This is a genomic window from Streptomyces tirandamycinicus (assembly GCF_003097515.1).
In the GTDB taxonomy this organism is placed as follows: domain Bacteria; phylum Actinomycetota; class Actinomycetes; order Streptomycetales; family Streptomycetaceae; genus Streptomyces; species Streptomyces tirandamycinicus.
The window spans coordinates 5,244,691-5,258,701 of sequence record NZ_CP029188.1; the positions used below are offsets into that span (position 1 = coordinate 5,244,691).

10 protein-coding genes are annotated in these 14,011 nt (G+C 70.6%); 5 read left to right on the forward strand and 5 right to left on the reverse strand.

From position 1 onward, the window contains the following. Window positions 1-145: 145 nt before the first annotated feature. The 3 genes from DDW44_RS23135 (at window position 146) to DDW44_RS23145 (ending at window position 6,582) form a co-directional block, all read left to right on the forward strand. The gene (locus DDW44_RS23135) at window positions 146-1,630 is read left to right on the forward strand and encodes a peptidoglycan D,D-transpeptidase FtsI family protein (RefSeq protein ID WP_108907593.1); all 1,485 of its coding nucleotides are present in this window, start codon (window positions 146-148) and stop codon (window positions 1,628-1,630) included. Between the two features lie 473 nt (window positions 1,631-2,103). After that, window positions 2,104-6,117, forward strand: a complete 4,014-nt coding sequence (locus tag DDW44_RS23140; protein WP_108907594.1) for an SGNH/GDSL hydrolase family protein — start codon at window positions 2,104-2,106, stop codon at window positions 6,115-6,117. A 75-nt stretch (window positions 6,118-6,192) separates the two neighbouring features. After that, window positions 6,193-6,582 carry a hypothetical protein gene (locus DDW44_RS23145; protein WP_108907595.1) on the forward strand — a complete coding sequence of 130 codons (390 nt, stop codon included), beginning with the start codon at window positions 6,193-6,195 and terminating at the stop codon, window positions 6,580-6,582. Window positions 6,583-6,736: 154 nt separating this feature from the next. On the opposite strand, the gene DDW44_RS23150 is transcribed toward DDW44_RS23145, so the two are convergent. The 4 genes from DDW44_RS23150 to DDW44_RS23165 all read right to left on the reverse strand — a co-directional run bounded on the left by DDW44_RS23150 (window position 6,737) and on the right by DDW44_RS23165 (window position 10,133). Continuing rightward, on the reverse strand, window positions 6,737-7,669 hold the full coding sequence (locus tag DDW44_RS23150; RefSeq protein ID WP_108907596.1) for an amino acid ABC transporter permease: 933 nt from the start codon (window positions 7,667-7,669) through the stop codon (window positions 6,737-6,739). Then, complete coding sequence (locus tag DDW44_RS23155; protein ID WP_026165520.1) at window positions 7,666-8,331, reverse strand: amino acid ABC transporter permease; 666 nt, start codon at window positions 8,329-8,331, stop codon at window positions 7,666-7,668. Before DDW44_RS23155 ends, DDW44_RS23150 begins: the two co-directional genes overlap by 4 nt. Window positions 8,332-8,415: 84 nt before the next feature. Continuing rightward, on the reverse strand, window positions 8,416-9,267 hold the full coding sequence (locus DDW44_RS23160) for a glutamate ABC transporter substrate-binding protein (protein WP_108907597.1): 852 nt from the start codon (window positions 9,265-9,267) through the stop codon (window positions 8,416-8,418). A gap of 80 nt (window positions 9,268-9,347) precedes the next feature. Further along, window positions 9,348-10,133 (reverse strand): amino acid ABC transporter ATP-binding protein, encoded by a 786-nt coding sequence (locus DDW44_RS23165; protein ID WP_017949417.1) that lies wholly within the window; start codon window positions 10,131-10,133, stop codon window positions 9,348-9,350. Between the two features lie 255 nt (window positions 10,134-10,388). Between DDW44_RS23165 and DDW44_RS23170 the strand changes: the two genes are divergently transcribed. Together DDW44_RS23170 and DDW44_RS23175 are read left to right on the forward strand one after the other, a co-directional pair. After that, the gene (locus DDW44_RS23170) at window positions 10,389-11,090 is read left to right on the forward strand and encodes a response regulator transcription factor (RefSeq protein ID WP_108907598.1); all 702 of its coding nucleotides are present in this window, start codon (window positions 10,389-10,391) and stop codon (window positions 11,088-11,090) included. A 16-nt stretch (window positions 11,091-11,106) separates the two neighbouring features. Next, a complete protein-coding gene (locus DDW44_RS23175; protein WP_017949415.1) occupies window positions 11,107-12,516 on the forward strand; it encodes a sensor histidine kinase in 1,410 nt (469 codons plus the stop codon). A 379-nt stretch (window positions 12,517-12,895) separates the two neighbouring features. On the opposite strand, the gene DDW44_RS23180 is transcribed toward DDW44_RS23175, so the two are convergent. After that, window positions 12,896-13,894 carry a TAXI family TRAP transporter solute-binding subunit gene (locus DDW44_RS23180; protein WP_108907599.1) on the reverse strand — a complete coding sequence of 333 codons (999 nt, stop codon included), beginning with the start codon at window positions 13,892-13,894 and terminating at the stop codon, window positions 12,896-12,898. Window positions 13,895-14,011 lie beyond the last annotated feature (117 nt).

The following is a 14,011-nucleotide window of genomic DNA, read 5'->3' on the forward strand; positions in this document are numbered from 1 at the left end:
ATGCGTACCGCATCATGCTCGACGAAGGTGCTGAATTGGATACTTCCACGCCAACCCACTCCCGATCAGTCCTGCCGGGATGCCCGGCGGCCACGACGGCGGGCCGCCCGGCCACCGGTGTCCGGGCGGCCGAGGGCGGTGGAGTGTGAACAGGCCGGTGAGGCGCGTCTCGGTCTTCTGCGGGCTGCTGATGCTCGCGCTGCTGCTCCAGGCGAACTGGCTCCAGTACATGCGGGCCGACGAGCTCGCCACGCACGAGAAGAACCGACGCGTGCAGATCAATCAGTTCGCGACGCCGCGTGGGGACATCGTGGTGGGCGGCAGGGCGATCACCGGCTCCACGGAGGTGGACGGGACGGACTTCAAGTACAAGCGCACGTACCGCAACGGCCCCATGTACGCACCGGTCACGGGGTACGCCTCGCAGGCCATGGGCATGTCCCTGCTGGAGCGGACGTACGACGGCGTGCTCAGCGGCCAGGACGACCGGCTCGCGTTCCAGCGCTTCACGGACGTGGTCACCGGCGAGGAACGGCGCGGCGGAGACGTGATCACGACGATCGACCCCAGGGCGCAGGAGGCCGCGTACAAGGGACTCACCGGCCTCGGTGCCCGCGGCTCGGTCGTGGCACTCGACCCGCGGACGGGGAGGGTCCTCGCCCTCGTGTCCACTCCGTCGTACGACCCTTCGGCGTTCGCCGGGAACACCTTCAAGGACAGCGACAGGTTCCAGGCGCTCGACGCCGACAAGGGAAAGCCGCTGGCCAACCGTGCGCTGCGGGAGACCTTCCCGCCCGGGTCCACCTTCAAGATCCTCACCGCCGCCGCGGCGCTGGAGCACGGCGTGGTGACCGACGTGGACGCCGCCACAAAGGCGGTGTCGCCGTATCCCCTGCCGCAGTCGACCAACAGGGTCGGCAGCGAGGCCGGCGACGCCGTCTGCGGCAAGGCGTCGCTGAAGACCGCCATGCAGCACTCCTGCAACAACGTCTTCCTCGATGCCGCGGTGAAGCTCGGGCAGGACAGGTTGCGCGAGACGGCCGAGAAGTTCGGCTTCAACAAGGACGTCTACTCGGACGTCTTCGGCGACCTCAGGGCCACCAAGAGCCTGTACCCCCGGGATCTGGACAAGCCCGGAACGGCGCTGACCGGCATGGGCCAGGGCAGCCTCACCAGCACGCCGATGCAGATGGCCATGGTGACCGCCGCCGTGGCCAACGACGGCAAGCTGATGCAGCCCCATATCGTCGACGAGCTGCGATCGCCCGACCTGAACACCCTGGAGAAGCCCGAGCCACAGCTCATGAGCCAGGCCGTCTCCGCCGCCACGGCCCGGAAGGTCCGCGAGATGATGGAGTTCACCGCCAAGGAGGGCAGCGCCAAGAAGGCCCTGATCGACGGCGTGACGGTGGGCGGCAAGACCGGAACGGCACAGCGGGGCGTGGACGTGAACGAGCAGGTGCCCTACGGCTGGTTCGTCTCGTACGGCGAGAGGGCCGACGGTGCCTCCGTGGCCGTGGCCGTCTTCATCGACCCCACCGCCATGGACATCTCCCGGGACGACATCTCCGGCGGCAGCCTGGGCGCCCCCATCGCCCGGAGCGTGATGAAGGCCGTCCTGCAGCGGTGATCCGGGGGCCCGCCCACCGAGCCTCCCGGCACGCCGGTCCCGAAGGCGGCGTAGTCTCCCCGAGCTTGACCTGAGACGGCGGGACCGGCGGCGTGGAGCAGGGCGAGAGAGGCAGAAGAGCGTGCGATGCCACGATGGCTCCCGCCCCCACAGGGGACGGGAGCCATCCGCCTTTCCCAGCGTGGGGGTTGTGGTGTGAAGGTGCGAGGACGGCGGCAGCCGTGCGGCAGCAGAGAACGGCCCTGACCCGCCGCGGCGGTGCGGCGGGCGCCGTGAAGGGCCCGTGAGGCCCGCATGACGCCGTCCCGGACGGGGGCGGCCACTCGCGTGCGCACCGACCTGTCCGTGCCGGCGACCGTGCCGGCCTCCGCCCGCACATCCGCACCCCAGGCCCGCCCTCGTCTGCCGTGAGCGGCGGGTTCCGGGTGCGGTCGCACGCCCTGCCCGGGCGTGATCCCCGGAAGAAGGACAGGATGTTGAGACGCAGCACTTCCAGATACGCGCGCATTCCGGTGGCCGCCATCGCCGCGCTCGCGGTGGCCTGCGGTATCGGTACCACGCAGGCCTACGCGGACGCGGTGCCGCCGGGGGCGGCCGACGGGTGGTCCCCGCAGCCGTCCCGCCCGGACGACGGGGCGAAGCCCGGAGACAAGCCCCGCTCGGTCCCCCAGGAGAAGCGCTCCGAGGTCCTGGGGAAGAACTACCGGAACTCATCCGACCGGGCGTTCACCACCTCCGGTGACGGCACGGGATTCCACGTGATGGTGGCCGACGAGAAGAACGGCTACCGGTGGAAGACCGCCGCCTCGCTCCTGGAGCCGGGATTCGAGACGGACACCTGGATCGGGAACGCCTGTGTGACCGGTTCCGGCAGGTACGCCGCCGTGGCGTACGCGCCGCGCACGTTCACCAACAAGCCGGCGCTGATGAGCCGCGGCGCGTTCACCGCGGTGGTGGATCTGGGCAGCGGCAGTGTGCGCAAGCTGCCCTTCCAGGCCACGCTCGGGTACTTCTCCCCGGGCTGCGGCTCGGCTGAGGACGTGGTGTTCTCCCAGTTCACCGACGAGCTGACGTCGAAGAAGAACGAGACCCGGCTGATCTCGGCCGACGCCCGTACGGGCCGGGCCGACAGCACGACGGTGGCCGGCCAGGTCACCTCGGCGGTCCCGGTGGACGGCACGATCGTGGCCGCCCGCGGCCGGCAGATCGTGCGGATCGACGGATCCGCGGTGAAGACCGTGGCCCGTACCCACGCCGTACCTTTCCAGCTGAAGCCCGACGCCGAGGGAGGCGTCACCTTCATCGACCGCCTCCCCGGCGGCAGCAAGCGGTCCTCGGCCGACGACCAGGCCGCGGTCTCCCGCGTCACCGCGGGTGCGGTGAGAGCGGCGGACGGCAAGGCGAAGGCGGCACAGCTCGCCCGCGGCGCGCTCACCCGCTTCGACCTCACCCGCACCCCCCAGGGGGCGGTGTACGTCACCGGCGAGGCCCGCACCAGCGCGAAGCTGCCCGGTAGCGTCCGCAATCCCGGCGGTATCGACAAGGACGCCCGTGTCTCCAGCCGCGGCGCCGCCGCGCTGACCACGGCGTGGGCGGACGGCAGGGACTCCCGGGTCTCCCAGCGGGAGTCCCTCGCGGCACGACCCGTGAGGATCACGTTGAAGGCCCTGGACACCGGCGGGGCGGCCGTCCTGGACGCCATGCCCGGCGACCGGCTGGGCAGCGCCGCCGCCCAGCGCTCCGCGACCGCGACGAGCCCGGCCCTGAGCGGGCCCGAGGCGTCCGGCGGGATGTCGGCGACCGCCACCACCATCGACACCGACCGCACCTGCTCCGTTCCCCGCAACGACCCCGAGAAGCAGGCGTTCCAGCCGACTCCGCGCCAGATCGAGTGGGCCGTGGACCAGGCCGTGGTCGGCAACCTCAACGCGCACGCCAGCCGGCCTTCCAACTGGAAGAACACGGGCATGTCCGCGTACTCCCCGCAGGGGCTGTTCCCGCTGAAGGCCATGAGCGGCGGCAGCGGCACGGACTGGCACATCCCGGCTCAGGTGATGCTCGGCATCACCGCACAGGAGTCGAACATGTGGCAGGCGACCCGGTTCGCGGTGCCGGGTGTCACGGCGAACCCGCTGATCGGGAACTTCTACGGCGTCAAGTACGCCTCGGACGGTACGCAGTACGACCCCTGGGCGATCGACTGGTCCGAGTCGGACTGCGGTTACGGAGTCACCCAGGTCACCGACGGGATGCGGCTGCCGGGCAAGGGGCAGCCGACGATGACGGTGGCGCAGCAGGAAGCCGTCGCGCTCGACTACGCGGCGAACATCGCGGCCGGCGTGAACATCCTGGTCGACAAGTGGAACCAGACCCGCGCCGACGGTCTGATCGTCAACGACGGGCACCCGAAGTACATCGAGAACTGGTTCTTCGCCCTCTGGGCCTACAACAGCGGCTACTACCCGCAGTCGTCGGCCGGCAGCACCTCGGGCAAGTGGGGCGTGGGCTGGACGAACAACCCGGCGAACCCGTTGTGGAAGGAGAACCGCACCCCGTTCCTGGAGAACTCCGCCGGCGGCGACGACTACAGCCACGCCGCCCACCCGCAGGACTGGCCGTACGAGGAGAAGGTCATCGGCTGGGCGGCCCGCCCGATCTCGGCGATGTTCGGGCCCGGTGACTTCCAGCCCGGCTACCGGGCGGCGTGGTGGACCACGGTCCAGAACCGTACGGCGGCCAAGCCCCCGATCGGACTGTTCTGCGACAGCAGCAACGACTGCGACCCGTCGAAGATCAGCGAGGGTGCCAGCAACGACACCGGAGGCGGCCCCTGCCTGCTGCCGGGCGACCCGAACGAATCGGACCCGCTGTACCTCAAATGCTGGTTCCACAACCCCGTCACGTGGAAGAACTGCACGTCAAGCGCACAGTGCGGACACCCGGTCCACCGGTTCAACACGACCTATCCCGAGCAGCCGGACGCGAACTCCTACCCGCCGCGGTGCTCGGCGGGACTGCCCTCCGGCACCAGGATCGTCGATGACGTCCCGAACGGTGTCACCCCGGCCGGGTCCACGTCCCGCTCCTGCGGGGCCGCCTCGTCCTCGGGCACGTTCGACCTCACCTTCGGCACGTCCTCGGCCAGGATCGACCTGCACCAGATCGGGGCGGCGTACGGAAACCACTTCTGGTTCTCCCACACCAACAAGGAGGGCACAGCCGTCGCCGACCGTCTGAAGACCACCGGCAAGTGGACGCTGGGCACATCGGACCGCGGCTGGATGCGTGTCTGGGTGCACCTGCCGGACCACGGTGCCCACACCCGCCAGGCCATGTACACGGTGGGCGGCACCACCTCCACCAGCCCCGCCCGGGCGAAGCCGCAGCGCGTGCTGGCGAACACCTGGGTGCCGCTGGGTGCGTTCAACTTCACCGGCACCCCCACGGTGTCCTTGTCGAACGTGACCCAGGACGGTGACGGAACGGAGGACGTCGCCTGGGACGCGGTGGGGTTCGAGCCGCTGGCCGGCAAGCCGGCGAACCAGATCGTGGCCATGGGGGACTCGTACGCCTCCGGTGAGGGCGCCTCGGAGAACGGCGGGGACGACTACTACCGCGAGTCCGACTACTACGACGCGTCCCGGCCGAACACCGAGAACACCTGCCACCGCTCGAAGCACGCCTGGTCGCGGCAGGCGACCCTGCCGGGCCACGCGTCCTCGATCGGAGCGCTGGCGGACAGCATGAACCCCGGCATGGACTACCAGTTCGTCGCCTGCTCCGGAGCCCGCCACTACAACATCATCGGCGACGGCCAGAACGGCGAACTGGGGCAGATCGAACACGGCTACCTCGATCAGAACACCACCCTGGTCGCCCTGTCGATCGGCGGCAACGACATGCGGTTCGCCGACATCATGCGGGAGTGCATCACGGCCGCGACCGTGTGCAACAACAACTCCATCGAAGCCGTCGACCCGGACACCGGCAAGAAGATCGAGGGGCAGGAGACCGGTCCGCTCGACCAGTGGGCACCGGTCTGGGCCCGCGACACGGTGCGGCCGCGTCTGGTGACCACGCTCAACGAGATCCACCAGCGGGCTCCCAACGCGAAGATCGTGCTCATGGGCTATCCCAGGCTCCTGGAGAACAACGGCCAGTGCGTGATCGGCATCGGCACGGAGGAGGCTCCCTGGCTGAACGAGATGGCGGACACGCTGGCCGCCGAGATGCAGGGAGCGGTCGACGACGCCAACCTCCGGCACAGCGCGAACGCGGTCTTCTCCGACCCGCGTGACGAGTTCGCCGGCAAGGCGATCTGCGGCGACCCCGAGACGGTGCACGGCATCGTCCTGTCCGGCCACTCCAAGGCGGACAACCGCGACTGGAACTGGCTGCCGGGCAATGTGGCGCCGTCCATGAAGTCCTTCCACCCGAAGGTCCCGGGCGCGCGGCTGTACGCCGACAGCCTGGAGAGCTCGCTGTAGGGAAGAACCGGAACAGGCGGGGATCCGGGCCCATGGGCCCGGATCCCCGCCGCCGTGCCGTGAAAGGCTGGATACATGACGAAGACGTACCCCGTCCTCGGGCTGAAGGGCGCTGCCGTGTCGGCCCTGGCCGCCACCGCCGCCTACTGGATCTGGACGGCCGGGAGGGAGTGGGCCCAAGGAGTGGGCCGGGCCGGTTCGGACGCCTTCCTCGCCGGGGCCCTCGAGTCGGTGCTGGCGACGGTCGCCGGCGTGGCGGCGATGCCGCTGCTGCTCTGGGCGGGGAGGCGCGCGGTACGCGAGAGGGGCAACCACCTGATGGTGATCGGGTGTTCGGTGGCGTGGCCGTTCGCCGGAGGGTATGTGGTGGAGAACGACGTCGGCGCCGCGGGCACCCTGGTGGTGCTGACCCTGTTCGCCCTGCTCGGCGGTCTGCTGGCCGTGGTGGGTTTGCCGGAGACGTGACGGGCGGAGCGGCGCGGGCGGCCGCGACCCTCCCGCCGCCGGTGCGCCGGCCCTCTCCGGGATACCGGTGGTGCGGCCCAGGGCCACGACGAAGGGCGGCGGACGCCTGCGCGCCGCCGCCCTCCGGTGAGTCCTGCCCTTCACCGGGTCACATTCAGCCGCCTCCGGCGCCGGACGTGAAGTCGCCCCGCGTGGAGACGCCGCCGCCGGGAGCCTTGACGGCCTCCAGACCGCCGCCCGGACCGGCGTGGACGACGGCGCCCGTGCTCTTCTTGCCGCGCCGCAGCTTGCGCTCCAGCCACCCCGCCGCGGAGGTGAGGGCGAAGTTCAGCGCGACGAAGATGACGGCGACGACGGTGAAGCTGGCGATGGTGTTGGCGCCGTAGTTGGCGCTCATCGGCCGGACGGAGGAGAGCAGTTCGGAGAAGGAGAGCATCGCGCCGCCGAGGGCGGTGTCCTTCACGATGACCACCATCTGGCTGACGATCGCCGGGAGCATGGCCGTCACCGACTGCGGCAGCAGCACGTACCGCATCGTCTGCCCCTTGCGCATGCCGATCGCCTTGGCGGCGTCCGTCTGGCCCCGCGGAAGGGACTGGATGCCCGCCCGGACGATCTCCGCGAGGACCGAGGCGTTGTACAGCACCAGGCCGGTGACCACCGCGTACAGCGGGCGCACATCGCTGCTGATGTCGGTGAAGTCGGAGTACGCCTGGTTGGCGAACAGCATCAGGATCAGCACGGGGATGGCGCGGAAGAACTCCACCACCGTGCCGGCGACGGCGCGGACCCACCGGTGGTCGGAGAGCCGGGCGATGCCGAAGACCGCACCGAGCGGCAGCGCGATGACCAGTGAGAGCGTCGCGGCGATCAGGGTGTTCTGCAGTCCGGGCCAGAGGTACGCCGTGTACGGCTGGGAACTCGTGAAGAACGGCTCCCACTTGGCCCAGTCGAGCTGGCCCTTGGAGTTCAGGCCGTCGTACACCCACCACGCGACCAGCGCGAGCACGGCGACGAACAGAACCGTGTATCCGACGTTGCGCACCTTGGCGCGGGCGCCCGGAGCGTCGTAGAGAACGGAAGTCATCGCTTCACCGCCACCTTCCTGCTCACCCAGCCGAGCACCAGTCCGGTCGGCAGCGTGAGGCAGATGAAGCCGAACGCGAAGACCGCGGCGATCGGGATCAGGGCGGCGTACGTCTCGATCCAGCCCTTCATCAGGTACGCGGCCTCCGCGACCCCGATCACCGAGGCGACGGTGGTGTTCTTGGTCAGTGCGATCAGCACGTTGGCCAGCGGGTTGACGACCGACCGGAAGGCCTGCGGAAGCACGATCAGCGTGAGGACCTGGCCGAAGCTCAGCCCCAGGGCCCGGGCCGCCTCCGCCTGGCCGACGGGCACGGTGTTGATGCCGGACCGCAGGGCCTCGCACACGAAGGCCGCGGTGTAGGCGATCAGGCCGAGCACCGCCAGCCGGAAGTTGATCGCCTCGAAGTCGGCTCCGCCCAGCGCGACGCCGAGGGTGGAGTAGAGGCCCAGCGAGGTGAAGAGGATGACGACGGTGAGCGGGATGTTGCGCACGACGTTCACGTACGCGGTGCCGACGACCCGCATCAGCGGCACCGGGCTGACCCGCATGCCGGCCAGCAGGGTTCCCCATATCAGGGAGCCTATGGCCGAGTAGACGGTGAGCTTCACCGTCACCCAGAAGGCGCCCAGCAGGGCGTCCATATCAAGAAAGTCGAACACGATCTCCCGCGCTTCCGCGTCTGCGTGTGGGAAGGACTCGGCGCGCCGCCGCCGCCGGCGGCGACGCGCCCGGTCGGTCAGGGGCTACTTGACGATGTCGCCGATCTTCGGAGCGGGCTCGTTCTTGTACCCGGCCGGGCCGAAGTGGGCCTCCACGGCCTTGTCCCAGGACTTGTCCTGGACCATCTTCTCCAGGGCCTTGTTGATCTTCTCCTTGAGCTCGGTGTCGCCCTTCTTCAGGCCGATGCCGTAGTTCTCGTTGCTCATCTTGAAGCCGGCGAGCTTGAACTTGCCCTTGAAGGCGTCCTGCGCGGCGTAGCCGGCGAGGATGGAGTCGTCCGTGGTCAGCGCGTCGATGACCTTGTTCTCCAGGCCGGTCAGGCACTCGGAGTAGCCGCCGTACTCCTGGAGCTGCGCCTTCGGGGCGAGCTTGTCCTTGACGTTCTGCGCCGAGGTCGAGCCGGTGACCGAGCAGAGCTTCTTGTCGTTCAGGTCCGCCGGGGACTTGATGGAGTCGTCGTCGGCGCGGACCAGGATGTCCTGGTGGGCCAGCAGGTACGGGCCGGCGAAGTCCACCTTGGCCAGGCGCTTGTCGTTGATCGAGTAGGAGGCGACGATGAACTTGACGTCCCCGCGCTCGATCGCCGTCTCGCGGTCGGCGCTCTTGGTCTCCTTGAAGACGATGTCGCCCTCGTCGTAACCGAGCTCCTTGGCCACGTAGGTGGCCACGTCGACGTCGAAGCCCACGAACTTGCCGTCGGGGGTCTTCAGGCCGATGCCCGGCTGGTCGACCTTGATGCCGATCGTGATCTTGTCGCCGCCGCCCGCGGTACCGCCGCCCGCGGCGTCGTCCTTCTTGCCGGAGCCACAGGCGGTGACGGTGAGAGCGAGCGCGACGGCGGCGGCCGCGGCGGCGGAGGCCTTACGGAGCTTCATGTGAACTTCCCTTGGTTGGACGTGATGTGTGCGATCAGCAGAACCTGCCCGGGGCCAACGATGCCCAGGAAAGGACCGGTTCAGTGGTGCAGGATCTTCGAAAGGAAGTCCTTGGCCCGGTCGCTGCGCGGGTTGCTGAAGAACTCCTCCGGTGTCGCCTCTTCGACGATCCGGCCGTCGGCCATGAAGACGACGCGGTTGGCGGCGCTGCGTGCGAAACCCATCTCGTGGGTGACGACGACCATCGTCATGCCGTCCCGTGCCAGCTGCTGCATGACCTCGAGGACCTCGTTGATCATCTCGGGGTCGAGCGCGGACGTGGGCTCGTCGAACAGCATGACCTTGGGGTTCATCGCCAGGGCCCGTGCGATCGCGACCCGCTGCTGCTGACCGCCGGAGAGCTGCGCCGGGTACTTGTCGGCCTGCGAGCCGACGCCCACCCGGTCGAGCAGGCCCCGGGCCTTCTCCTCGGCGGACTTCTTGTCCGTCCGCCGGACCTTCAGCTGGCCCAGCATGACGTTCTCCAGCACCGTCTTGTGCGCGAAGAGGTTGAACGACTGGAAGACCATGCCGACATCGGCGCGCAGCCGGGCCAGCTCCCTGCCCTCGTCGGGCAGCGGCTTTCCGTCGATCGTGATCGAACCGGAGTCGATCGTCTCCAGCCGGTTGATGGTGCGGCACAGCGTGGACTTGCCGGACCCGGAGGGCCCGATGACGACAACGACCTCGCCGCGCGTGATCGTCAGGTCGATGTCCTGGAGTACATGCAGCGCGCCGAAGTGCTTGTTGACGTTGCTCAGTACGACCAGGTCCGTCGTGGCCGGCACGGCGTCCTCGGCGCCCTTGGTGACTGACACTCCGCTCATCGGCTTCTTGCTCCGTCCTCCTCGGTTGGGAGGACCTTAATGAGGCGCTGCGACCACCGTCATTACATCTGAGCGGAAATTGAGCATAACGATCCGGCTGCAACCGGACACTCTGGGTGAACGGGGCGGCGGTCGCAGTACCGGGTGGATAACGAAAAACCCCAGGTCGCCGGGGTGCCTCTTGACGCATGGTGGGCCTATCGGTCTTTATGCCCTGGTAACCAACGCACGAGCTCACCACCGGGAGGGGGCCGTATGAGACTGCTGCTCGTCGAGGACGACGACCACGTCGCCGCGGCCCTGTCCGCGGTGCTGGCACGGCACGGCTTCCAGGTCACCCACGCGCGCAACGGCGAGGAGGCACTGCGGGCCGTGCTCCCGGCGGCCGCCGAGGGCACGGCGCCCTTCGGCGTCGTGCTGCTCGACCTGGGGCTGCCGGACCAGGACGGCTACCAGGTGTGCGGGAAGATCCGGAAGCTCACCAGCACGCCGGTGATCATGGTCACCGCGCGCGGAGACGTGCGCTCCCGCATACACGGGCTCAACCTCGGTGCCGACGACTACGTGGTGAAGCCCTACGACACGGGCGAGTTGCTCGCCCGCATCCACGCCGTCAGCCGGCGCACCGCCTCCGGCGAGGAGACCGCGCCGGCCTCCGGCAGCGCACTCCGGCTCGGCGCGGTCACCATCGAACTGCCCACCCGGCGCGTCAGCGTCGACGGGGCGGACGTCCAGCTGACCCGCAAGGAGTTCGACCTGCTGGCGCTGCTCGCGCAGCGGCCCGGCGTCGTCTTCCGCCGCGAGCAGATCATCAGCGAGGTGTGGCGCACCAGCTGGGAGGGGACCGGCCGCACGCTCGAGGTGCACGTGGCGTCGCTGCGCTCCAAGCTCCGCATGCCCGCCCTGATCGAGACCGTGCGCGGCGTCGGCTACCGCCTGGTCGCCCCCGCCGCGTAGAGGGCCCGCGCTCCCCTTGCGTACCCGCCTTCTTCCGCTGCTCATCGTCCTCATGGCGGGCGTCCTGCTGGCTCTGGGATTCCCGCTCGCCGTGAGTCTGGCGGCGGCCGAGCAGCAGCGGGTGGTGGTCGACCGGCTGGACGACACGGCACGGTTCGCCGCCCAGGCCCAGTTCGTCACCGAGGGCGTCACGGGGCATGCCGAACGCCGGACCACCCTCGAGGAGGAGCTGACCCGCTACAACGACGTGTACGGGATCCACGCCGGCGTCTTCCACCGCAGTGACGACGCCATGGCCCGGGCCCCCCGGCACTGGGAGGTCCCGGAGACGGGGGTGGGCCGTCAGGCGTTCGCCGAGGCCCTGCTCGGCCGGCGCAGCCACGACCCGCCGCAGGTCTGGCCGTGGCAGCAGGACGGCCGGATCGTGGTCGCCTCGCCGGTGGTGCGCGACGGCGACGTCGTCGCGGTCGTCGTCACCGACTCGCCCACGGGGCAGCTGCGCTCCCGCATCCTGCGCGGCTGGCTGCTCATCGCGGCCGGCGAGTCCGCGGCGATGCTCGTCGCCGTGGGCGCCGCGTTCCGGCTCACCGGGTGGGTGCTGAGGCCGGTGCGCATCCTGGACGCCGCCACCCACGGCATAGCGACCGGCCGGATGAACTCCCGGGTCGCCGCGGCCGGAGGCCCGCCGGAACTCCGGCGGCTGGCCCGCTCGTTCAACGAGATGGCCGACAACGTCGAGCTGGTGCTGGAGCAACAGCGCGCGTTCGTCGCCGACGCCTCGCACCAGCTCCGCAACCCCCTCGCCGCCCTGCTGCTGAGGATCGAGCTCCTCGCCCTCGAACTGCCCGAGGGCAACGAGGAGATCGCCTCGGTGCGCACGGAGGGCAAGCGGCTCGCCCGGGTCCTGGACGACCTGCTGGACCTGGCCCTCGCCGAGCACGCCTCCGCCGACATCCGGCTCACCGACATCCGGCTCACCGACATCGGCGAGCTGGCCGCCGAGCGCGTCGCCGCCTGGCGGCCGCTGGCGGAGGAGAAGGGGGTGCGGCTCCGGGGCCAGGGGCCGGCCGTCACCGCCTGGGCCGACCCGATCGCGCTCTCCAGCGCCCTGGACGCCGTGATCGACAACGCGCTGAAGTTCACCCCCGAGGGGGAGGAGGTCACGGTCACCGCCTCGGCGGACGGCAGGACCTCCACGATCGTGGTCGCCGACGGCGGGCCGGGGCTCACCGAGGAGGAGCTCACCCGGGTCGGCGACCGCTTCTGGCGCAGCGGCCGCCACCAGAACGTCAAGGGCTCCGGTCTCGGACTCTCCATCACCCGCGCTCTGCTCTCCGCGGGCGGCGGGTCGATCGCGTACGCGCACAACGAGCCCCGCGGGCTGCGGGTGACGGTCACGCTGCCGCGCAATCCGCCGACGGCCTGAGCGCCGACGGGGCCGGCCGGGACGGCTGGGACGGGGACCGGTCCCGGGCGAACCCACTCGCGCAGGCACGGGTGCCCGGGTGCCCGGGCACCGGGTGCAGCGTGAACGGGGTGAACGTACGGTGCGGCGCCGGCCACTCGCGGTCGGCGACGGCCCGCTCCAGGCCGTAGCCCGTCCGGTGAACGGTCCGGCCGGGTACGGAACGGCGCTCCGGCCCCGGCGGCCCGCCCGGATCGCCGGTCGCCTGCGCGGGGTGTCCCCGGTGAGGACGCGGTGGGCTGACGTGCCGGGTGTCCGCCACGGCCGCGGGCCGACCGCGTCGCGAACGCCGCGGGCCGACGACCGCATCGGACTCCCGGCCCAGTCGGCCGGGCCCGCGTTACGGCTTCGCCGAGCCGTAGTAGCGCCGGGCGCCCTCGTGGAGCGGCAGCGGGTCCGTGTAGATCGCCGTTCGCAGGTCCACGAGCTGCGCCGGGTGCACCTGGCGGCCGATCCGGTCCCGGCTCCTGATCACGGTCCGGGTGAGCCGCTCGGTGAGCTCGGGGTCCGCCCTGTCGGTCGTGACGAGCAGATTGGCCACGGCCACGGTCTGCACCGAGGCCCGCGCGCCCATCCGGGGGTAGGCGTCGGACGGGATCACCGCCGAGTGGTAGTAGCGCGTCGCGTCGCCCGTCGCGTGGACGCGGCCGATGAGCTCGTCGCCGACCGGGACCAGCCGTACGGGGAAGCGTTCCGAGAGGTTCCGGATCGCGCCGGTCGGCAGCCCCCCGGACCAGAAGAAGGCGTCCAGCTCGCCCCGCTCCAGCCGGCCCGGCACGGTGTCGATGCCGGCGGACACCGGTTCGATGTCCCGGCGGGCGTCCAGGCCCGCGGCCGTGAGCACCCGGTCCGCTATGAGGCGGACACCGGAGCCGGGATGGCCGACGCCCACGCGCTTGCCGCGCAGATCGGCGGGGGTCTCCACCGGGGAGCCCTGGGGCACGATCAGCTGCACGTAGTCGTCGTACAGCCGCGCGCAGCCGCGCAGCCGGTCGGCGCCGGGCCTGCGGTCGAGCCGGTACTTCGCCACCGCGTCGGCGGTCGCGACCGTGAAGTCGGCCTCGCCGCTCGCCAGCCGCTCGAGGTTCTGCCGGGAGCCCTCGCTGGTACGGAGATCTATCGAGACCCTCGGCAGATCGTGTGCCAGCGCGTCCTGGAGCAGGTCTCCGTACCGCTGGTACACACCGCTCTTCACGCCCGTACTGAACGTGAGCCGGCCGCTCGGGCCGTCATCGCCCGCCGGCAGCAGCCACCACAGCAACAGCCCGCACACGACGGCCAGCGCCGCGGAGCCCTGTAGGGCGCGGCGCCGTCCGGTCCGGGACGAAGCGGGGAGCATGGCGCGATCCTGCCAGTTCACCCGCGGTGCTGGCCAGGCCCCGCCTGCCCGGCCCACCGGGGGCGCTCCTCCCCGTCGTGGCCGGTCTCCCGGTTCCCGCCCGGGAACACCGGGGCG

Excerpts from the sequence above, each read along its gene's own strand:
- DDW44_RS23140 (WP_108907594.1), top strand. The coding sequence starts at position 2,104 with ATGTTGAGACGCAGCACTTCCAGATACGCGCGCATTCCGGTGGCCGCC.
- DDW44_RS23145 (WP_108907595.1), top strand. The coding sequence starts at position 6,193 with ATGACGAAGACGTACCCCGTCCTCGGGCTGAAGGGCGCTGCCGTGTCG.
- DDW44_RS23150 (WP_108907596.1), bottom strand. The coding sequence starts at position 7,669 with ATGACTTCCGTTCTCTACGACGCTCCGGGCGCCCGCGCCAAGGTGCGC.
- DDW44_RS23160 (WP_108907597.1), bottom strand. The coding sequence starts at position 9,267 with ATGAAGCTCCGTAAGGCCTCCGCCGCCGCGGCCGCCGCCGTCGCGCTC.
- DDW44_RS23165 (WP_017949417.1), bottom strand. The coding sequence starts at position 10,133 with ATGAGCGGAGTGTCAGTCACCAAGGGCGCCGAGGACGCCGTGCCGGCC.
- DDW44_RS23170 (WP_108907598.1), top strand. The coding sequence starts at position 10,389 with ATGAGACTGCTGCTCGTCGAGGACGACGACCACGTCGCCGCGGCCCTG.
- DDW44_RS23180 (WP_108907599.1), bottom strand. The coding sequence starts at position 13,894 with ATGCTCCCCGCTTCGTCCCGGACCGGACGGCGCCGCGCCCTACAGGGC.